Source organism: Streptomyces sp. Je 1-79, assembly GCF_025195125.1.
Taxonomy (GTDB): Bacteria; Actinomycetota; Actinomycetes; order Streptomycetales; family Streptomycetaceae; genus Streptomyces.
The window spans coordinates 136,766-155,844 of sequence record NZ_JAMGSL010000015.1 but is presented as its reverse complement, the minus strand read 5'-3'; the positions used below and the strand labels follow the sequence as shown (position 1 = coordinate 155,844).

General features: G+C 71.5%; 22 protein-coding genes and 1 pseudogene. 13 read left to right on the top strand and 10 right to left on the bottom strand.

Annotation, left to right across the window (positions count from 1 at the left end; translation table 11 throughout):
• Positions 1-379 precede the first annotated feature (379 nt).
• Positions 380-664: a DUF3099 domain-containing protein gene (locus M5362_RS27965; RefSeq protein WP_260230619.1), complete on the top strand. Its 285-nt coding sequence runs from the start codon at positions 380-382 to the stop codon at positions 662-664.
• Between the two features lies 1 nt (position 665).
• Here M5362_RS27965 and M5362_RS27960 read toward each other — a convergent pair whose 3' ends face one another.
• Positions 666-1,028, bottom strand: coding sequence for a DsrE family protein (locus M5362_RS27960; RefSeq protein ID WP_260230570.1), 363 nt, complete (start codon positions 1,026-1,028; stop codon positions 666-668).
• A gap of 104 nt (positions 1,029-1,132) precedes the next feature.
• On the opposite strand from M5362_RS27960, the gene M5362_RS27955 reads away from it, so the two are divergent.
• From M5362_RS27955 to M5362_RS27930, 6 genes are all read left to right on the top strand, one after another.
• A complete protein-coding gene (locus M5362_RS27955; RefSeq protein WP_260230569.1) occupies positions 1,133-1,948 on the top strand; it encodes a hypothetical protein in 816 nt (271 codons plus the stop codon).
• Positions 1,945-2,748 (top strand): hypothetical protein, encoded by an 804-nt coding sequence (locus M5362_RS27950; RefSeq protein ID WP_260230568.1) that lies wholly within the window; start codon positions 1,945-1,947, stop codon positions 2,746-2,748. The genes M5362_RS27955 and M5362_RS27950 overlap by 4 nt, the downstream gene beginning before the upstream one ends.
• The gene (locus tag M5362_RS27945) at positions 2,745-3,704 is read left to right on the top strand and encodes a hypothetical protein (protein ID WP_260230567.1); all 960 of its coding nucleotides are present in this window, start codon (positions 2,745-2,747) and stop codon (positions 3,702-3,704) included. Before M5362_RS27950 ends, M5362_RS27945 begins: the two co-directional genes overlap by 4 nt.
• A 250-nt stretch (positions 3,705-3,954) precedes the next feature.
• Positions 3,955-4,527: an FABP family protein gene (locus tag M5362_RS27940; protein ID WP_260230566.1), complete on the top strand. Its 573-nt coding sequence runs from the start codon at positions 3,955-3,957 to the stop codon at positions 4,525-4,527.
• 50 nt (positions 4,528-4,577) lie between these two features.
• Positions 4,578-5,015: a Fur family transcriptional regulator gene (locus M5362_RS27935; protein WP_260230565.1), complete on the top strand. Its 438-nt coding sequence runs from the start codon at positions 4,578-4,580 to the stop codon at positions 5,013-5,015.
• Between the two features lie 10 nt (positions 5,016-5,025).
• Positions 5,026-5,991 (top strand): folate-binding protein YgfZ, encoded by a 966-nt coding sequence (locus M5362_RS27930; RefSeq protein WP_260230564.1) that lies wholly within the window; start codon positions 5,026-5,028, stop codon positions 5,989-5,991.
• Between the two features lie 16 nt (positions 5,992-6,007).
• Here the strand turns inward: M5362_RS27930 and dtd are convergent, their stop codons facing one another.
• Positions 6,008-6,433, bottom strand: coding sequence for a D-aminoacyl-tRNA deacylase (gene dtd / locus M5362_RS27925; protein WP_260230563.1), 426 nt, complete (start codon positions 6,431-6,433; stop codon positions 6,008-6,010).
• A 126-nt stretch (positions 6,434-6,559) separates the two neighbouring features.
• On the opposite strand from dtd, the gene M5362_RS27920 reads away from it, so the two are divergent.
• Positions 6,560-7,138: an ABC transporter substrate-binding protein gene (locus M5362_RS27920; protein WP_260230562.1), complete on the top strand. Its 579-nt coding sequence runs from the start codon at positions 6,560-6,562 to the stop codon at positions 7,136-7,138.
• A gap of 147 nt (positions 7,139-7,285) precedes the next feature.
• Positions 7,286-8,530, top strand: a complete 1,245-nt coding sequence (locus M5362_RS27915) for a GNAT family N-acetyltransferase (protein WP_260230561.1) — start codon at positions 7,286-7,288, stop codon at positions 8,528-8,530.
• A gap of 22 nt (positions 8,531-8,552) precedes the next feature.
• Here M5362_RS27915 and M5362_RS27910 read toward each other — a convergent pair whose 3' ends face one another.
• Both M5362_RS27910 and M5362_RS27905 read right to left on the bottom strand, forming a co-directional pair.
• On the bottom strand, positions 8,553-9,296 hold the full coding sequence (locus M5362_RS27910) for an ABC transporter permease (protein ID WP_260230560.1): 744 nt from the start codon (positions 9,294-9,296) through the stop codon (positions 8,553-8,555).
• On the bottom strand, positions 9,289-10,224 hold the full coding sequence (locus tag M5362_RS27905; protein WP_260230559.1) for an ATP-binding cassette domain-containing protein: 936 nt from the start codon (positions 10,222-10,224) through the stop codon (positions 9,289-9,291). The genes M5362_RS27910 and M5362_RS27905 overlap by 8 nt, the downstream gene beginning before the upstream one ends.
• Before the next feature lie 69 nt (positions 10,225-10,293).
• Here M5362_RS27905 and M5362_RS27900 point away from each other — a divergent pair, with 69 nt between their 5' ends.
• Positions 10,294-11,091: a TetR/AcrR family transcriptional regulator gene (locus M5362_RS27900; protein ID WP_260230558.1), complete on the top strand. Its 798-nt coding sequence runs from the start codon at positions 10,294-10,296 to the stop codon at positions 11,089-11,091.
• Here M5362_RS27900 and M5362_RS27895 read toward each other — a convergent pair.
• The 3 genes from M5362_RS27895 to M5362_RS27885 all read right to left on the bottom strand — a co-directional run bounded on the left by M5362_RS27895 (position 11,016) and on the right by M5362_RS27885 (position 13,908).
• Positions 11,016-11,957, bottom strand: a complete 942-nt coding sequence (locus tag M5362_RS27895; RefSeq protein ID WP_260230557.1) for a hypothetical protein — start codon at positions 11,955-11,957, stop codon at positions 11,016-11,018. The two genes, M5362_RS27900 and M5362_RS27895, sit on opposite strands and share 76 nt — an antisense overlap.
• 68 nt (positions 11,958-12,025) lie before the next feature.
• A complete protein-coding gene (locus M5362_RS27890; protein WP_260230556.1) occupies positions 12,026-12,673 on the bottom strand; it encodes a hypothetical protein in 648 nt (215 codons plus the stop codon).
• A 365-nt stretch (positions 12,674-13,038) separates the two neighbouring features.
• Positions 13,039-13,908, bottom strand: coding sequence for a LysR family transcriptional regulator (locus M5362_RS27885; RefSeq protein WP_260230555.1), 870 nt, complete (start codon positions 13,906-13,908; stop codon positions 13,039-13,041).
• Positions 13,909-13,980: 72 nt separating this feature from the next.
• Here M5362_RS27885 and M5362_RS27880 point away from each other — a divergent pair.
• Positions 13,981-14,943: pseudogene (locus tag M5362_RS27880) on the top strand (DMT family transporter); the annotation flags it as partial.
• Here M5362_RS27880 and M5362_RS27875 read toward each other — a convergent pair.
• The 3 genes from M5362_RS27875 to M5362_RS27865 all read right to left on the bottom strand — a co-directional run bounded on the left by M5362_RS27875 (position 14,828) and on the right by M5362_RS27865 (position 18,013).
• Positions 14,828-16,369: an MFS transporter gene (locus M5362_RS27875; RefSeq protein ID WP_260230554.1), complete on the bottom strand. Its 1,542-nt coding sequence runs from the start codon at positions 16,367-16,369 to the stop codon at positions 14,828-14,830. The pseudogene M5362_RS27880 and the gene M5362_RS27875 sit on opposite strands and share 116 nt — an antisense overlap.
• Before the next feature lie 194 nt (positions 16,370-16,563).
• Complete coding sequence (locus M5362_RS27870; RefSeq protein WP_260230553.1) at positions 16,564-17,049, bottom strand: MarR family winged helix-turn-helix transcriptional regulator; 486 nt, start codon at positions 17,047-17,049, stop codon at positions 16,564-16,566.
• A gap of 40 nt (positions 17,050-17,089) precedes the next feature.
• Positions 17,090-18,013, bottom strand: coding sequence for an NAD(P)-dependent oxidoreductase (locus M5362_RS27865; protein WP_260230552.1), 924 nt, complete (start codon positions 18,011-18,013; stop codon positions 17,090-17,092).
• A 50-nt stretch (positions 18,014-18,063) separates the two neighbouring features.
• Here M5362_RS27865 and M5362_RS27860 point away from each other — a divergent pair, with 50 nt between their 5' ends.
• Both M5362_RS27860 and M5362_RS27855 read left to right on the top strand, forming a co-directional pair.
• A complete protein-coding gene (locus tag M5362_RS27860) occupies positions 18,064-18,414 on the top strand; it encodes a helix-turn-helix domain-containing protein (RefSeq protein ID WP_260230551.1) in 351 nt (116 codons plus the stop codon).
• A 191-nt stretch (positions 18,415-18,605) separates the two neighbouring features.
• On the top strand, positions 18,606-19,052 hold the full coding sequence (locus M5362_RS27855) for a helix-turn-helix domain-containing protein (protein WP_260230550.1): 447 nt from the start codon (positions 18,606-18,608) through the stop codon (positions 19,050-19,052).
• Positions 19,053-19,079: the final 27 nt, after the last annotated feature.

The following is a 19,079-nucleotide window of genomic DNA, read 5'->3' as shown; positions in this document are numbered from 1 at the left end:
CCCGTCACGAGGCTTCGGCCGTCGTGATCGGGAGGCGCGGCCAGGGGTTGGGCGCGCGGCGCAGGGCAGAGAAGTCCGTATCTCGCGGGAAGACGGGAAGAGGCTGGGCGTGCGCGCGTCGACGTGCGTGGCTCGGCTGGTACGGAGACCCATCGCCCGCCCGCGCAGTGCAGCAGACCGGGCCCTGTCCGTGCATCGAGGACCGTTGATCGCCCGGAGGACGGTGCACGTGATGCGCCCCGCCGACGGGCGGTGTCCGCGGTCCAGGCTGCTCAGGACCGTTCGGAGCAGCCCGTCGGAGTGGGGTCTTGCAGCCGGTCCCCTTTGCCTTCGGCGTACGAGGATCGGTTGGACGCTTTCCAGAACTTGAGGCACGGCCCTGCGGTCTTACTCTGAAGATATGTATGCGCGTCGCCGGCACGTCTACTTCTGGATGATGGGTGTCTGCCTGCTGCTCTTCGTGGGCGCCTGGGCCGTCGTCCGGTTGTTCTCGATGCCCGTTGCCATCGGGATGTGCGTCGTCGCCATGGTCATTCCGCCTGTCGCCGCCATGGTCGCGAACCGGCGGGGGCGTGACGACCGGTGGTGGGACGATCCGTCGGGGGATCCGCAGTCCGACGAGTGGTGGGACGAGCTCGACGGCAAGAAGCGGCGCGAGCCCTGACTCAGTAGACCAGGGCCTGCGTGCCGTCCGTCATCGCCTCCTGGACGAAGACCTGCGCGCCGGCGATGCGGACGCCCTTCAGGACGTCCTTCTCCGTGATCTCGCGACGGGCCGCGCACTGCGTGCAGAGCGTGATCCTTCCCGCCGCCAGGATCGAGTCGACGAGGTCCGGGAGCGGCGCCGCGTGCGGCAGCTCGAACTCGGCCGCGCGGCCGGGGAGCGCGAACCACGACGACTCGCCGGTCAGCCACAGCGAGACCTCGACCCCACTGGCCACGGCGACGGCCGCCACGGTGAAGGCCTGGGAGCAGCGTTCGGGGGCGTCGGCCCCGGCGGTCACCTTGATCACGAGCTTCTTCGCCATATACCGAACTGTAATGCGGACCCCTGCAACCCCATGCACCACTCGCGTGTCTGCTCTGTGCGCGGATAACGGAATCTGCGCTTCAGGTCTCGTGGGGGGACCCTTTGGAAGCCACAGAAACCGCGCCGATCGCGGACAGCGGACCGCACGTCGCGGACCACGCACCACAAGAAGACGTCGCCGTGCCGCCCCGGCGCCGGGCCGGACGGACCGGGCGCACCGTCGGGCTGATCGCCGTCGCCGCCGTCCTCGGCCTCGTCGGCGGCACCGCCGTGGGCTACGGCGTTCAGGCCGAGCGGGAGCCGACGGCGCTGCCCGCCCTGAACCAGCCCGACCTCGCCTACCCGAAGTCGCTGCCCAAGGGGCAGAAGGCCGTCCAGCTGCCGGCCTCCGAGGACCGCAGGGTCAAGACGGACGGCGACCTCCGCAAGTTGCTGCTGCCCCGGCCGACGGGCACGAAGAAGGCGGAGTTCTCGGACCTCGACGGCTGGGTGTCGCTGCCCCAGTACGCCGGCGGGTTCAAGAGCCCGGACTCGGCGCTGGACTTCCAGCTCAACAGCGGTCTCCGGCGCATCGCGAGCACGTCCTGGCAGACGGGCAAGTACCGGCTGACCGAGATCCGGCTGGTCCAGTACCGCGACTCGGACGTCCTCGGCGCGCAGGAGCACGCCGAGGAGCAGATGGGGTACATGACCGACGAGGACTACGCCCGCTCGGAGGGCGAGCCGGTCAAGGGCTCCGTCAACGGCCGCTACTACCTGTTCCCGGTGCAGCGGAAGGCCGGCTACCTGGACTTCTACGAGGCCCGGGCGTACTTCCACCGCGGCGACATCATGGCCGAGATCTACATCGTCGACACCAAGAAGATCTCCGCCAAGGACATCGGTTCCCTGGCCGAGCGACAGCTGGGGCGCCTGTGAGCGAGGACCTGACCACCGTGACCGAGCCGCGGAAGCCCGGCCGTGGGCGCATGCTGCTGACGGTCGTCCTGCCGGCCGTCCTCGTCCTCGGGGCGGTCGGCGGCGGCGTCACGTACACCGCCGTCACCGTCGACTCCGCCGACCGCAGCGCCGAGACGATCGTCTGGGAGCAGACGGAGCGGACGGCGGCGGACGAGGATCCCGCCACCCTGAGCGCGACACGCGGCAAGGCGTCGACGCCGCTCAGCAAGCTGCTGCTGCCGGTGCCGGAGGGGTACACCCTCGGCCCCGACATCGAGGGGTACGGCAACGACGGCGAGCTGGGCGACAGGGAGGCTCTCGCGCTGATGAAGCAGGAGGGCAAGGGGCTCTCCGGCAAGAAGCGCCGCGAGTACGAGAAGCGGGTCGAGAAGCTCGGCATCAAGGGCATCGCGGTCCGTTCCTTCGCCGCGGACGACGGCGAGACCGTGGTGTCGATCCGCCTCTCGCAGATGAAGGACAAGAAGCGGATCCGCGACATGTTCGAGCTGAGCAAGGACCTCTTCGAGCTCTTCGAGTTCCCCAAGGGGCCGAAGATCGGCGGGCACAAGAACTCCGCCTGCTTCATGGTTCCCGAGGACAAGGACCTGGACAAGGAGGAGAAGGCCCGGCAGCTGGAGCAGATGCACTGCACGGCGTACGACTCCGAGGTCGAGGTCACGGTGACCGTCTCCGGCGCCAAGCCGTTCGACAGGTCCGCCGTCGCCAAGCTGGTGCAGAAGCAGCTGGACCACATCAAGTCCCCGGGGGAGTACGTATGACCGAGCAGCAGACGGACGTGGCGCTTCCGGAGGACGTGACACTTCCGGAGCAGGACCAGCCGGAGCAGCCGAAGCAGCAGGAGCAGGAGCAGGAGCAGACGGGCCAGCAGGACGAGTCGGAGCCGTCGGACCAGTCGGAGCAGCTGGACCAGCCGGCGCCCGCCGTGCCGCCCCTTCCTGCCGAGGCGCCCGCGCCCAAGCCCTCCCGTAAGCCGTTCCTGTGGGCCCTCGCCCGCTGGACGGCCGCCGTGCTCGTGTGCGGTGGCGTCGGGGCCGGGACCGCGCTCGGGATCACCTCCATGGAGCGCACCGACGTGCCCGGTCTCGAGACCGAGAACGACGGCCGCTGGGAGTACCCGAAGCTCAGCCTCCCCGCGCTCCCGGCCGACGCGCCGCGGCCCTTCTCCGAGGGCAACGACGGCGAGGTGCACCACGCCGACCTGCGGAAGTACCTGCTGCCCGCCCCGGCGGGTGCCACGCCCGACCCGAAGCTGAACGGCGGCTGGGTCACCGTCGAGCAGTTCCTGTCCCAGTACCGCAAGGACGACCGGGCCGAGCTGTCGGAGGCGCTGAAGGAGTCCGCGCTGCGGCACGTCGCGGCCCGGGGCTGGACCACGCCGGACGGCACGACGACCCGGATCCACCTGCTCCGGTTCAACTCGGTGGCCTTCGCCGAGGCCTTCAAGGACGACGCCGTGCAGGCCGGCTCGGTGGACGGCCCGCTCCTCGACGGTGTCGAGGGGGTGCAGTCGGACAGTGATGTCACGATCGACATCAGGGTGCCGTACACCGCGCTGTACAGCTTCGTGGAGCTGCCGCAGAACGCCGACCAGACCCGCTGGGCCTACATCCAGGCCGGTGACACCCTGGCGCTGATCACCCAGTCCCGTGAGGGAGAGGCCGTCCCGGTCCCGTTCCAGCAGACCGTGGCCCTGCAGAACCAGCTCCTGGGCTGACCCGACACGGACCGGAAAGGCCCCGGTCCGCAACCGGACCGACCTCACAGAGAGGGCCGGGCCCCCGCAGACTAAGCTGGGGTCCGGCCCGTTCTGCCTTCACCGCTCATTCGAGGAGCACCCGTGATCATCTTCTTCGAAGCCCTCCTGGCCCTGGTCTGTGTCGCCGTGCTCGCGTTCACCGGTCTGGCCGTGAAGAAGCTGTACCAGGGCCAGCGCTAACCACCTCTACGGAACGACAGAGCTGCTCATGATCGAGATCCCGTCCGACCTCAATCCGGACCTCGTCCCCCTCGCGTTCCTCCTCGGGACGTGGGAAGGCGCGGGCGTCGCCGACTTCCCCGGCGCCGAGAAGTGCAACTTCGGTCAGTCCGTGACCTTCAGCCACGACGGCCGTGACTTCGTCGAGTACCACTCGCACTCGTGGGTCCTGGACAGCGAGGGCAACCAGGTCCGCCCGCTGGAGAGCGAGAGCGGGTACTGGCGGATCGACAAGGACCGCAAGGTCGAGGTCGTCATGGTCCGTGACCAGGGCATCGTGGAGATCTGGTACGGCGAGCTCGCCGACAAGAAGCCGCAGATCGACCTGGTGACCGACGCCGTGGCCCGTACGGCGGCCGCCGGCGCGTACAGCGGTGGCAAGCGGCTCTACGGCTACGTCAAGGGCGACCTGATGTGGGTGGGCGAGAAGGCGACCCCCGAGGTCCCGCTGCGCCCGTACATGTCGGCGCACCTGAAGAAGGTCGTGACGCCCGAGGAGGTCGCGGAGATGGCGCGCGGCCTGGGCGATCTGCCGGACGACGGCATCGCGTTCTTCAAGTAGAGCGCCCGAGGGACAGCCGTGCGCCGCCACGCCCTCCTACACTGGGGGGCGTGGTGAGCACCGACTGGAAGAGCGACCTGCGGCAGCGCGGCTACCGGCTGACGCCCCAGCGCCAGCTTGTCCTGGAGGCCGTGGACACGCTGGAGCACGCGACGCCCGACGACATCCTGGGCGAGGTCCGCAGGACGGCCTCCGGTGTGAACATCTCCACCGTGTACCGGACCCTGGAGCTCCTGGAGGAGCTCGGGCTCGTCTCCCACGCCCATCTCGGGCACGGGGCGCCGACGTACCACCTCGCCGACCGGCACCACCACCTCCACCTAGTCTGCCGGGACTGTACGAACGTCATCGAGGCGGATGTGGACGTGGCCGCCGAGTTCACCGGGAAGCTGCGCGAGACCTTCGGCTTCGAGACCGACATGAAGCACTTCGCGATCTTCGGCCGGTGTCAGGACTGTTCGAACAAGGACAGCGGTACGCAGTCGTAGGCTTGCCTCCATGAAGAGCTCTCTGCTGGCCCTGCCCGGCGCCGTTCCCGCCGAAGGCCGTGACGAAGGCGTCGCCGCGCACTACGGCGACCTGTTCCGCGAGCAGCGTGCCCTCGCCGCGGGTGACGGCTTCGTCGATCTCTCGCACCGCGGTGTCGTCACCGTCTCCGGGGACGACCGGCTGACCTGGCTGCACCTGCTGCTCACCCAGCACGTCAGCGATCTGCCCGCCGGCCGGGCCACCGAGGCGCTGATCCTCTCCGCCAACGGTCACATCGAGCACGCGCTCTATCTCGTCGACGACGGCGAGACCGTGTGGGCGCACGTCGAGCCCGGCACCCAGGGCGAGCTCATCGCCTATCTGGAGTCGATGAAGTTCTTCTACCGGGTGGAGGTCGCCGACCGTACGGACGAGTTCGCGGTCGTCCATCTCCCGGCCGGCTCCATCGCCGAGCTGCCGGCGGGCGCTGTCGTACGGGAGACCCCGCACGGCCGCGACCTGTTCCTGCCCCGTGCGGACCTGGAGTCCTTCGCGGCCGGTCACGGCCCGGCCGCGGGCATCCTGGCGTACGAGGCGCTGCGGATCGAGTCGCACCGGCCGCGGCTCGGCTTCGAGACCGACCACCGGACCATCCCGCACGAGCTGGGCTGGATCGGCAGTGCGGTGCATCTGCAGAAGGGCTGCTACCGCGGGCAGGAGACCGTCGCGCGCGTCCACAACCTGGGGAAGCCGCCGCGGCGGCTGGTCTTCCTGCACCTGGACGGCAGCGAGGTGCTTCTGCCGGGCCACGGCACGCCGATCCGGCTCGCGTCGGACGGTGCCGAGGGCCGTCAGCTGGGCTTCATCACCACCTCCGCCCGTCACCACGAGCTGGGGCCGATCGCCCTGGCGATGGTGAAGCGGAACGTGCCGGTGGACGCGGAGCTGATGGCCGGGGAGACGGCCGCCGCGCAGGAGACCGTCGTCGAGCCGTAGCCCGGCGGGCCTCCGCTCAGACCTCGACGATCACCGTGAACGGGCCGTGGTTCGTGAGCGAGACGCGCATGTCCGCTCCGAACCGGCCCGTCTCCACGTGCGCGCCCAGCTCGCGCAGCCGGGCCACCACCTCGTCGACGAGCGGTTCGGCGACCGGGCCGGGCGCGGCGGCGTTCCAGGTGGGCCGGCGCCCCTTGCGGGCGTCCCCGTAGAGGGTGAACTGAGAAATCACCAACAAGGGCGCATTGGTGTCCGAACAGGATTTCTCACCCTCCAGAATCCGGACGGACCATAGCTTTCTGGCCAGTTGTGCCGCTTTCTCCGGGGTGTCCTCGTGGGTGACTCCCACCAGCACACACAGTCCTTCGCCGACGATCTCGCCGACCGTCTCGCCCGCCACGACGACGCTCGCGCCGTCCACCCTCTGCACCACTGCACGCATACAGGCCAACCTACAGACCTACGCATAGGGGCTGAACGGGTGCAGAGCGCCTGCACATGCACGTGCGGGAGTGGCACCATGCGTGTCAGGCGGTGCGGCTCCGCACCGGTCGAGGGGACGATTCACATGAGTGCACCTGGCGCCGGGCAGACGCCGGCCCGTTTCGGAGTAGTCGGCGTACGTCCGCCTGTGCAGCGGACGGTCGAGCCCGCGCTGCCGGAGCGGCCGCAGCCGGACATCGCCGCCCTGAGACTGCCGGAGCTGCGCGCGCTGCGCCGTGACGCGCAGGGCGACGAGGCGGACCTCAGTTACGTACGGCGGATGCTGCAGGGCCGTATCGACATCCTGCGGGCCGAGCTCGCGCGGCGTACGGATCCGGAGTCGCCGGTCCTGGACAGGCTGTCGGAGATCCTCGCGGACGTGCCGTCGCGGCGGGGCTCCTCGGCCCGGCACGTGACGCTGTCGACCCCGCGGAACGAGGAGTACCGGCGGCTGGCGGCGGAGATGCTGTCGGAGGTCGAGCTGTCCGATCTCGGGGCGCGGACGGACGACGAGCTGCACACGGCGATGGGACGGCTCGCGGGGTACGAGCAGCAGGTCTCGCGGCGGCGGCAGGAGCTCCAGCGGACGGCGGACGACTGCAGCGCGGAGATCACCCGCCGGTACCGCGAGGGTGAGGCGCAGGTGGACGACCTGCTGGCCTGAGCCGTGCCGTCGACCGGGAGGCCTTGAGGGAAAGGCCCGCTGGGGGAAGCCCGCCGGGGAAAGGCCCCTGCGGGAGGCCCTGGGGGAAGGTCCGCTCAGGCAGAAACTCGCGTGCGCGGCCCGGCCGGCGCGCATAGCCTCGCCCGCATGAGCCTTGAGGTACGCCCCGTGGGCGAGTCCGAGTTCGGTGACTGGCTGCGCGCGCTCAAGACGGGTTTCATGACCCCTCCGCTCGTCACGGACGAGGAGATCGAGAAGCGGCTGCCGCTGTTCGACCTCTCGCGCACGCTCGGTGTCTTCGACCGCGGCCGGATCGTGGCCACCTTCCGTACGTTCGCGCAGGAGCTGTCCACGCTCGGCGGCGGCTCGCTCGCGGCCGACGCCGTGAGCCAGGTGACCGTCTCGCCGACGCACCGCCGCCGTGGGGTGCTCCGCCGGGTGATGACGGCGGATCTCGCCGCGGCGAAGGAGCGGGGCGATGCCGTCGCGACCCTGATCGCCGCCGAGTACCCGATCTACGGACGGTACGGCTTCGGTCCCGCGTCCTGGACCACCGAGTGGGTCGTCGACGTGACGCGCGCGGGCCTCGACCCGCGTCGCACGGGCCGGCCCGAGGGCGGTGGCTCGATCGATCTCTCCGACGGCGCCGAGATCCGCAAGCTCGGCCCCGAGGTGCACCGCCGTCTGGCCCGTGTCCGGGCGGGTGTCCCGAACCGGAGCGCCCGTGACTGGGACCGCGGCACCGGCCTCGGCTTCCAGCCCGCGTCCTGGACCGAGCCCTTCTACGCGGTCTACCGCTCGGACTCCGGTGAGGTGGAGGGCTATGCGGCCTACCGCTCGGACGACAAGTGGGACGACGGCAAGCAGCCGGTGAACACGGTCACCGTCCGGGACCTGATCGCCTGCACCCCGGCCGCCGAGCGGGCGCTGTGGCGGTATCTGTGCTCGATCGACTGGGTGACCTCGGTCCGTTCGGGCCACCGCGCCCCCGACGACCTCCTGCCGCTGCTCCTGCCCGACCCGCGCGCGGCGAGGGTCCTCAGCCACGCCGACATGCTGTGGGTCAGGGTCCTGGACGTGGCCAAGGTGCTGGAGGGGCGTACGTACACGGGTTCCGGCTCCCTCGTCCTGGAGCTGCGGGACGAGGGCGGCCTGGCCGGCGGACGCTACCGGCTCGATGCCTCCCCGGAGGGCGCGGAGTGTTCCCGTACGGCCGAGTCCGCCGATCTCGCGCTGGACATGGCCGAGTTGGGCGCGCTCTCGCTCGGTGACGAGTCGGTGGCGCGGCTGGTGGCGCTCGGCCGGGCCGAGGAGGTCACCGCCGGTGCGGCCGTCCGCGCGGACGCGCTGTTGCGGGCCGCGCGCCGGCCGTGGTGCCCGGACATATTCTGAGCGGTCCGCCCGCGTCGTACGGCTACTTCGTACGGAGGCGGAAGAGCGCTCCCGAGGCGGCGATGCCCGTCGCCAGGATGCCGGCGCACCAGGCCAGGGCGATCCAGGGTGTGTTGCCGACCGGCTGGTCGAGCAGCAGTCCGCGCATGGACTCGATGAGGGGCGTGACCGGCTGGTGCTCGGCGAAGCCGTGCAGCCAGCTCGGCATGGTCTCGATCGGGACGAACGCGCTGCTCGGGTAGGGCAGGAACATCATGAAGAAGGTGATCCCGCCCGCCGCTTCGGGGGTGCGGGTGAGCAGCCCGAGCGCCGCGGAGATCCAGGAGATCGCGGTGATGAAGGCGAGGAGCAGGCCGAGTGCGGCGAGCCAGCCGAGCGGGGTCGCGCTCGGCCGGAAGCCGATGGCGAAGGCCACGCCGAGGACGAGCACGGTGGCGACGAGGTTGCGGGCGACGCTGGCGCCGACGTGGCCGGCGAGGATCGGTGTGCCGCCGATGTCGAGCGAGCGGAACCGGTCGATGATCCCGCCCTTCATGTCCTCGCTGACGCCGACGGCGGTGCCGGCGGAGCCGAAGCCGGAGCAGAGGATGAGGACGCCGGGGACGACGTAGGTGACGTACCGCGTGCCGGTGTCGATGGCTCCGCCGAAGAAGTAGACGAAGACCAGCATCAGCATGATCGGCAGCATCATCGAGGTGATGACGGCGTCGATGTTCCGGCGGCCAAGGCGGAGCCCGCGGCCGGTCATCGTGAGGGCGTCAGACATGGAGGGGCTCCTTCTCCGTGAGTGCCAGGAAGACGTCGTCGAGCGTCGCGCCGCGCAGGGCGAAGCGGACGATGTCGGTGCGGTCGGGGTCGAGTTCGTCGAGGAGCGCCCGGACCTGGGCGGCGCTGCCGTCTGTGGGGACGCCGAGGGTCAGCGTCTCGGGGGAGTGGTGGACGGCGCGGTCCGCGAGCTGGAGGTACCCGTCCCGGTCGCGCAGGACGAGGTCGAGGCGGTGGTCGGCGAAGCGGGTCTTGAGCCCCTGCGCGGTGCCCTCGGCGACGACACGGCCGCCGTCCATGACGGCGATGCGGTCGGCGAGCCGGTCGGCCTCCTCCAGGTACTGGGTGGTGAGGAAGACCGTCGCACCGCCTTCGGAGAGGGCGCGGACCACGCCCCAGAGCTCCTTGCGGCTGCGCGGGTCGAGGCCGGTGGTCGGCTCGTCGAGGAAGATCACGGAGGTCTCGCCGGGGTCGCGGACCAGGCCGGCGGCGAGGTCGAGGCGGCGGCGCATGCCGCCCGAGTACGTCCTGGCGAGGCGGCCGCCGGCGTCGGAGAGGCCGAAGCGTTCCAGGAGCTCGCCGGCGCGCCGGGCGGCGGCGGGACGGGAGAGGCCGGAGAGCCGGGCCATCATGCGCAGGTTCTCGGCGCCGGTCTGCATCTCGTCGACGGCGGCGAACTGGCCGGTGAGGCTGATGGCGCGGCGCACCTGTGACCGCTCGGTGGTGATGTCGTACCCGGCCACGCGCGCGTGGCCGGAGTCCGGTGCGGTGAGGGTGGCGAGGATGCGGACGGTGGTGGTCTTGCCGGCGCCGTTGGGGCCGAGCAGGGCGAAGACGGTGCCCTGTTCGACGTGGAGGTCGAGGGAGTCGAGGACGGGAACGGGGCCGTAGGCCTTGCGCAGGCCGGTGGCTTCGATGGCGGATGGCATGAGGGTCCCCCTGGAATCAGTACTGCGTATGCCCTACGCGTTACTGTGTAAGGGTTACGCATTACTAGGATGGCCGTCAAGCGAGGAAGGGCGGATCCGGTGGCGGAGGGCAAGAGCGAGGGCGGCGGGGGCTTCCTGCCCGCGAGCATCGAGGCCGCCTGGGGGCTGCGCGAACGGCCCTCCAAGGGCCCCAGACCGGGCCTCACCCTCGACCGGATCGTGACGACGGCCGTCTCGGTCGCCTCGGCCGAGGGACTCGACGCGGTCTCCATGGGGCGCGTCGCCAAGGAGCTCGGCGTCTCGACCATGTCCCTCTACCGATACGTCGGCGCCAAGAGCGAGCTGTACGTCCTGATGCAGGACGCCGCCACGGGCGCCCCGCCCGCCCCACTGCCGGCCGGCACCGGCTGGCGGGAGGGGATCGAGCACTGGGCCCGGACGATCCGCGAGGTCTACCACCGCAATCTCTGGATGCTCCGGATCCCGCTCTCCGGCCCGCCCGCGACGCCGAACACCGTCGCCTGGTGGGAGCGGGCCATGGTCGCCCTGGAGGACACCGGCCTCGACGAGGGCGCCAAGGTCTCGGTGGTCATGCTGGTCGGCGGCTTCATCCGCAACGACGCCCTGATGATGGCCGACCTGGCCGCGGTCATCGGGGCGAGCGGACAGAGCCCCGACGAGGTCCTCTCCCGCTACGGTCACACCCTGCGGCGCCTCGCCGACCCCGAGCGCTATCCGGCGGTGGCGCGAATGCTCGACTCCGGAGTGATGGACGAGGCGGACGAGCCGGACTACGAGTTCCGCTTCGGCCTGGCGCGGATCCTCGACGGGGTCGCGCTGCTGGTGGAGGGTGAAGGGTCCCGCTGAGCACCGGCCCCCGTGGCGGGGCCGGCGGGCTCGGGGCGCTCGTAGAACTGGAGCACGCCGCCGGCGCTGAAACACGCCGCTCCCGTGAGCGTGCCCCAGTTCGCGACGGCGACGCTCACCAGGTCCCCCGTCGAGGGCCGCGTGAAGGCGGTGACCGCCGAGGCCATGAAGAGGAACGACCCGAGCTGGTTGACCGCGACGATCCACCAGGAGAGGTCGTGCGGTCGGAGCCGTGGCCGGCCGTGGCAGACCTCGACCAGCGCGAGGTGCCCCGAGATCAGGAACAGGATGCAGCCGACCATGTCGGGCGCCCAGACGAGCCTGTTCACCTGCTGCACCGAGAGCCCGTGCAGCAGGGAGCCCACCAGATTGATGCCGAACACGAGGGTGCCGGCGAACAGCACGAAGGTACTGAGCCAGTCGATCCGGTCCGGTTCGTAGCTCCACCATCTCCAGCGTCGCGCGGCCAGCTTCCCGGCCCGGTGGTCCCGGTCGGGCGTGTTGACCGCCTGGAGCAGCGAGGCGTACCCGCCGGTGTTGAAGCACAGGCCACCGGTGAAGTAGATCCAGGCACTCGTGATGTCGCCCGGTCCGAACTGGGCCAGCCCGGCCCCGAGGGCGAAGAGCGCGCCGCCTACGGTGAACGCGCCCGCGGCGATGGCGTTCAGCCTGCGCATGCGGCCGACCGAGACGCTGTCCGCCGGTCGCGCGCGGGGTTCCGGCTCGCCCGCGGCGTGGACGGTCAGCAGGGCGCGCTTGCGCGCCAGGCGCGACTCCCAGACGGCGGTGACCCCGGCTTCGGGTCGCCAGGTGACCCGGGTCGTGAACGGTCCCGCTCCTTCGGAGTGTTCCTTCGTTCCGGCCACCAGCCGACTGTATCCCTCTTGGGTCGAAAGGTCCGGTGATGGGCAGTGATGGGTCGGTATGTCTGCCGCTAGGTGAGTACGTTGACGGCGCGGGCGACGACGAGTCCGAGGATGACCAGGGAGACGAGGGACTGGACCGCCATCGCGAGCTTGGCCCAGGGCGCCAGCGGCATGACGTCCGTGGGGCTGAAGGCGGTGGCGTTGGTGAGTCCGAGGTAGAGGTAGTCGACGTAGCGCGGGCGCCAGTCGGCGGCGGCGAGCTCGGGGTTGAGCTGCTGGGGGAAGGCCAGCGCCGGCGTGAGGGGCATGCCGTGGGCGCGGGCCGCCGCGCCGCCGCCGTCCAGCTCGAAGTACAGCAGGGAGAAGGCGAGGACCGTGCCCGCCCAGACGGTGCCTCCGGTCTGGAGCAGGCTCGTGGCGGAGGCGGTCTCGCTCCCGTCGTGGAGGATGTCGTCGATCAGCTGGACGGTCGACCAGACGGCGCCGAGCGCGAGGACGCCGACGAGGGCGATCGAGACGGCACGCAGCACGGACGAGCGGCGGTCGATCCGGCCCGGGTCACCCGCGATGAGCGTCAGCAGGAGCAGTCCTTCGAGGGAGGGCAGCACCCAGACGGGTGCCAGGCGCAGGTCGTCGGGGAGCAGCAGGGTGAGCACCATGGCGGTCACGACGGCGGTGGCCATCGGCCAGCGGGCCTCGCCGACAGGCGCGTTCACCGGCGGGGAGCCTGGTGGTGGGTCCAAAGGCGGCTCCTGGGGCGGTTCCGCGGACGGCTCCTGGGGCGGTTCCTGGGGCGGTTCCTGCGGCCGGGGAGCGTGGTCTCGGCTCACGTCGGTTGCTCCCTGTCGGTGTCGTGGGCCGGGCTGCTGGTTCGCGGGGGCCGGGGGCCGGGGGTCGGTCGGCGAACCGGCCTGCCGGGCTGCCGGTTCGCTGGTTCGCGGGGGCCGGCCGGCCCGCCCTCGGAGATCCACTCCACTACGCCTCGCCGGGACGCGCACGGCCCGGGACCCGGCCGGGTCAACGCGACGACCGGAACGGCGGACACGCGCCGCACGGGAATCGCGCGGGGCCGGGCGCCGGCTCACGCCTCCTGAAGCGCCGTCAGGAGGTCCCGTACGGCGGGCAGGGCCAGGGAGGACTCCCGTACCGCCGCGTGGATCGAGCGGACCGGCTCCGGGCCGCGGACCTTGCGGACGACCACGTTCGGGTGGCGGCTGCCCAGGCCTGTCAGGGGGACCAGGCTGATGCCGAGGCCGGCGGCGACGAAGCCCTGGGCGGTCGCGTACTCCTCGCACTCCACCGCGATGTCCGGCGTGAATCCGGCCGCCGCGCAGGCCTCCAGGACGGCGTCAAGGCAGGGGCCGGGGCGCTCGCTGCCGACCCACGGCTCGTCCGCGAGTTCGGCGAGGTCGACGAGCCTGCGGTCGGCGAACCGGTGGCCCCTGGGGAGGACGGCGCGGTACGGGTCGTCGACGAGGTGGACGAGGCGGAGGCCGTCGGCGGACGGCGTGCCCCGGGGCCGGACCACGAGCGTGAGGTCCGCCTCCGCGTCGGGCACCGCGCCCTCGGCGATCCTCAGGTCCACCCGTACCCCCGGATGCTCGGACCGGAAGCGGGACAGGGCCGGGGCGACGAGGTCGGCGCCCGCGGTGGCGAAGTATCGGACGGTCACCTGGCCGGTGCGCCCGGCGCGCAGGTCCGCGAGCGCGGTCTCGGCCTCGGCGACCTGGCGGCCGATCAGGGCCGCGTGCTCCGTGAGCAGCAGCCCGGCGGCGGTGGGCCGGACGCCCCGCCCGAAGCGTTCGAGCAGCGCGATGCCGGCCTCCTTCTCCAGGACGTTGATCTGCTGGCTCACGGCGGAGGGCGTGTAGCCCAGGTTCGCGGCGGCCGCGGTGACGGAGCCGCTGGTGACGACGGCCCGGAGCACCTGCATGCGTCTCACATCGAGCATGTAGGACAGCTTAACGGTGGGTGCATGATTCTGTGCTTGTCCTGTCGGGTCGGGGCAGGGACCGTGGACGCCATGACATCGGCGACGCGCATGGGTGTCCTGGCCCTGCTCTGGGGCTCGGGCTTCCTCTGGATCAAGCTGGCACTCGACCACGGCCTCACGCCGGGGTGGATCACCTTCGTACGGTGCCTGCTCGGGGCGGGCGTGCTCCTCGCGCTCGCGTGTGCGGCCGGGCAGCGACTGCCACGGGACCGCACGACCTGGGGGCGGCTGGCGGTCGCGGCCTTCTTCTGCAACGCCCTGCCGTTCCTGCTGTTCGGCATCGGGGAGCAGACCGTCGACAGCGGTGTCGCGGGCGTCCTGAACGCCACCACCCCGCTCTGGTCCCTGCTCATCGGTCTGGCCCTGGGCACGGAGCGCGGCTTCGGTGCGGCGAAGGTCGGCGGTCTGGTCCTCGGCTTCGCCGGGGTGCTGCTGATCTTCGCGCCCTGGAGCGGGGACTCCGGGCTGCTGAGCGGGGGCGCCCTGGCCCTGCTCGGCGCTTCGGCGAGTTACGCGGTGGCCTTCGCGTACATGGCCCGCCGGCTCACCGGCCGGGGCACCGCGCCCATGGCGCTCTCCGCGGCGCAGCTGCTGGCGGCGACGGCCCTGAGCGCGCCGGCGCCCCTGGCCATGGCCGGGGGCACGGGGTCGGTGACCTGGGCGGGAGTGGGCGCTGTCGTCGTCCTCGGGGTCTTCGCCACCGGTCTGACCTTCCACCTCAACTACCGGATGATCGCCGAGGAGGGCCCGACGAGCGCCGCGACGGTCGGCTATCTGCTGCCGGTGGTCTCGGTGGCGCTCGGGGCCCTCGTGCTCGACGAGCCGCTGACGGTGCGGGTCGTGGCGGGGATGGCGGTCGTCCTGGCCGGGGTGGCGCTTACGCGGCGGTCACCGAGGCGGGCTCCCGCTCCGGCCGCGGACCGCCCTCCGGCCCGCTCTTCGGCTGCTGACGGCCCTTCGGCCGCGGACCGCTCTTCGGCTGCGCACCGCCCTTCGGATGCCGCAGGACGGTGAGGGCGACCACGAAGGCGGCGGCGAGGAGACCGGCGCCGACGCCGAACGCGAGGTGGTAGCCGCTGGTCAGGGCCTCGGCGACGGGACGGCCCGCCTCGGTGAGGGACTCGGTGCGGGCGGCGGCCAGGGTGGAGAGGACGGCGATCCCGAGCGCCATGCCGATCTGCTGGGTGGTGTTGAACAGACCCGAGGCGAGGCCCGCGTCCTCCTCCTTCGCACCCGACATGCCCAGCGAGGTGAGCGCGGGCAGCGCGAGCCCGAAACCGGCGGCCAGCAGCATCACGGGCAGCAGGTCGGTGACGTACGAGGCGTCGGCGGGGACCCGGGTGAGCAGGCCGAGCATGGCCGCGAGCAGCCCGAGCCCGGTGAGCAGCACGGCGCGCTCGCCGAAGCGGGCGTTGAGGCGGGCCGAGACCCCCAGGGACACCGCACCGATGACGGCGGCGGCCGGCAGCATCGCGAGACCGGTCTCGGCGGCGCCGTACCCGAGGACCTTCTGCAGGTGGAGCGCGACGAGGATCTGGAAGGAGAAGAGGGCGGCGACCATCAGCATCTGGACCAGGTTGGCGCCCGAGACGCTGCGGGAGCGGAAGATCCGCAGCGGCATGAGCGGGTTCGCGGTCCTGGCCTGGCGGACGACGAAGCCGGCGAGGAGGGCGAGCGAGAGGGCGCCGAGGCCGAGGGTGTGGGCCGAAGTGGCGCCGTACGCCTCGATCTTGACGACCGCGTAGATGCCGAGCATGAGTCCGGCGGTGACGAGCAGCGCGCCGAGCACGTCCGCGCCGCCGCCGGCCCTGATGCCCCGGCCGCGGTCGTCGGGCAGGGCCGTGAGGGCCACGAGGAGGGTCGCGGCGCCGATAGGAAGGTTGATGAAGAAGATCCAGTTCCAGGTGAGGGCGTCGGTCAGGACCCCGCCGAGGACCTGCCCGATGGAGGCGCCGGCCGCGCCGGTGAAGCTGAACACGGCGATGGCCCTGGCCCGTTCGCGGGGCTCGGTGAAGAGCGTGACGAGGATGCCGAGGCTGACCGCCGAGGCCATCGCGCTGCCGACGCCCTGGAGGAAGCGGGCGGCGATCAGGACGCCGGGCGAGGCGGCGACGCCGGCCAGCAGCGACGCCGCGGTGAAGACTCCCGTCCCCGCGAGGAACATCCGTCTGCGGCCGATCAGATCGCCCAGGCGGCCGGCGAGGAGGAGCAGCGAGCCGAAGGCGATCAGATACGCGTTGACGACCCAGCTGAGGCCGACCGGGGTGAAGCCGAGGTCGCTCTGGATGGCCGGCATGGCGACCGTGACGATGCTGCCGTCGAGGATCGTCATCAGCATCCCGGTGGCCAGGACGCCGAGGGCGAGCGAGCGGGAGCGGGAGACGGAGGCGGGGCGTGCGGCGGTGGCGAGGGCAGGCATGGCGGTCTCTCCTGGTCGTTGGAGGCAACAGAAAAGACCGTAGCAGATAGTTCCGTTACGGACTATCTTTTACGGATCGGAGTGCGGGCCGGCTCGGCTCGGCTCGAACTCCCGGGTTGGCCGGGCGGGGGCGGTCGGGGTGCTCCGGCGGCGGTGGTTCGGGTGGTCGGGCGGGGGCGGTCGGGGTGGTTCCCTCAGCCCTTCTGGCGCGCCCTCCGGGCCGGGCGCGCCCCCTCCGCCGGCGTCTCCAGATGGCCCGTGACCAGGCGGTTCAGCGCGGCCAGGAGTACCTCGCGCTCGGTGGCGGGCAGAGACGCCAGGGCGCCCTCGTGCACCCCGTCGACGATCTTCTGGCTCTTCGCCGCCACCTTCGCCCCCTCCTCGGTCACCGCGATGATCCGGGCCCGCCGGTCCGCGCTGGAGGGCCGGCGCTCGGCGAGCCCGGCCTTCTCCAGCGCGTCGACCGTGACCACCATCGTGGTCTTGTCCATGTCCCCGATCTCGGCCAGCTGCGCCTGGGTGCGCTCCTCCTCCAGGGCGTGCACCAGGACGCAGTGCATCCGGGGGGTGAGTCCGATCTCGCCCAGTTCGGCGGCCATCCGCGTCCGCAGGACGTGACTGGTGTGGTCCAGGAGGAAGGACAGGTCCGGTTCGGTGCGCTGGGGTGCCATGGCTGTCATGTCAGCCAGGGTACGGCGACACTCGATCCGTCAGGGATTATCAGGAAGCGGACGACCCGGCGCCCCGAGACGTCTCGCGGCCGCGGCCCAGGACCTCGGCGATCCGGAGGAACCCGTCGGAGCCGTGACCCAGGCCGATGGCGCGGCGGGCGAGTCCCTCCGCCGCGCGCATCACGCCGGCGTCGATGCCGTGGGCCTCGGAGGTGTGGACGATGTGTGCCATGGACGAGGCGGCCGAGGTGAGGGGGTTGTTCGCGCCGGAGTACGTGCCGTTGTCCACCTCCTCCGCGGCCCCCTCGAAGATCGGCGGCAGGATGGCGCCGATGCCCTGGGCGAACGGGGCCAGCTCCCGTGCGGTGATCCCCTCCGCCCGCGCGACCGTCAGGGCGTGGGCGTAGCCCGTCATCGCCGTCCAGAAGATGTCGAGCAGCGCGATGTCGTAGGCCGCGGCCCGGCCGACGTCCTCGCCGAGATGGGTGTGGGTGCCGCCGAGGGCGTCGAGCACGGGCCGGTGTTCGCGGAAGAGCTCCTCCGGGCCGCTGTGGAGGAACACCGCGTGCGGAGTGCCGATGGTGGTCGTCGGCGTCATGATCGCCCCGTCCAGGTAGCGCACGCCGTGCTCGGCGGCCCAGGCCGCTGTGGACCGGGCCCGGTCCGGTGTGTCGGCCGTCAGATTGGCGACCGTGCGGCCCTTGAGCGCCCCGGTGACCGCCTCGCACCGCAGAACGGCGTCCGCCGCGTCGTAGTTCACCACGCAGACGACGGTCAGTCCGCTCGCCGCCACCGCCTCCTCGGCCGTCGCGGCGCCGATCGCGCCCCGCGCGACCAGCTCCCGCTCCCGCCCCGGCGTCCGGTTCCAGATGGTGGTGCGCACCCCCGCGTCCAGGAACGCGCCCGCGAGCGCCCGGCCCATCGGCCCGAGGCCGAGTACGGTGACGGAGGACTGGTCGGTGTGTGAGGACATGGTCCAACTCCCTTGAGAACAGTGATGATCCGTAAGAAAAGGGGCGGGAAATGACGCGTGGTCGTGCCCAGGACGTGAACGTCTGTGGAGTGACCGCCGCGATCGCCGTGATCGACGGAAAATGGAAGACGGCGCTGCTCTGGCTGCTGGAACCGGGCCCGCGCCGCCCGGGTGAGCTGCGCCGCGACCTGCCCGGCCTCAGCGAGAAGGTGCTGACTCAGGCGCTCCGCGAGATGGAGGCCGACGGGCTGGTGCACCGGGAGGTGTACGACACGCTTCCGCTGAAGACGGAGTACTCCCTGACGGAGTTCGGCAGAGAGCTCTCGGAGATGCTCGCCCCTCTCTCCGACTGGGGCCACCGCCGTCTGGAGAGGCTCATCGAGGCTCGTGCGGCCTCCTGACCCGCCTGGCGCATCGCACCCCTCACCCCCGTCTCCCTCGGGATCCGGCGGTCCCGCGACCGCCCTCCACAAGGTTCGTCGGAGCGCGGTCCGCCGCCAAGTACCCACAAAAAAGTGGCTGCACGGTGAGTCGCGACACTCTTGCAAGCACCTGCTTGCAATAGTTAGCGCGTGATGGCATCGTCGCCGTCATGGCATCACTCAACGTCGGCAATCTTGGCGAGTACCTCCGTGAGCAGCGGCGCACCGCGCAGCTGTCGTTGCGGCAGCTCGCCGAGGCCGCGGGGGTGTCCAATCCGTATCTGAGCCAGATCGAGCGCGGCCTGCGCAAGCCCAGCGCCGAGGTGTTGCAGCAGGTCGCCAAGGCCCTGCGGATCTCCGCCGAGACGCTGTACGTGCGGGCCGGAATCCTCGACGAGAAGGAGCGGGACGAGCTGGAGACGCGCGCCGTCCTCCTGGCCGATCCCTCGATAAACGAGCGGCAGAAACAGGTGCTGCTCCAGATCTACGACTCCTTCCGCAAGGAGAACGCCGCCGAGGCGGCTGAGGCGGCGGGCGGCACAGTCGCCGCCGACACCGACGGCGCCGCCGTCGATGCCACGGGCACCCAGACCGATGCCGAACCCCACGCGAGCTAGTACGTACACATCCGGGAGGACCACGAA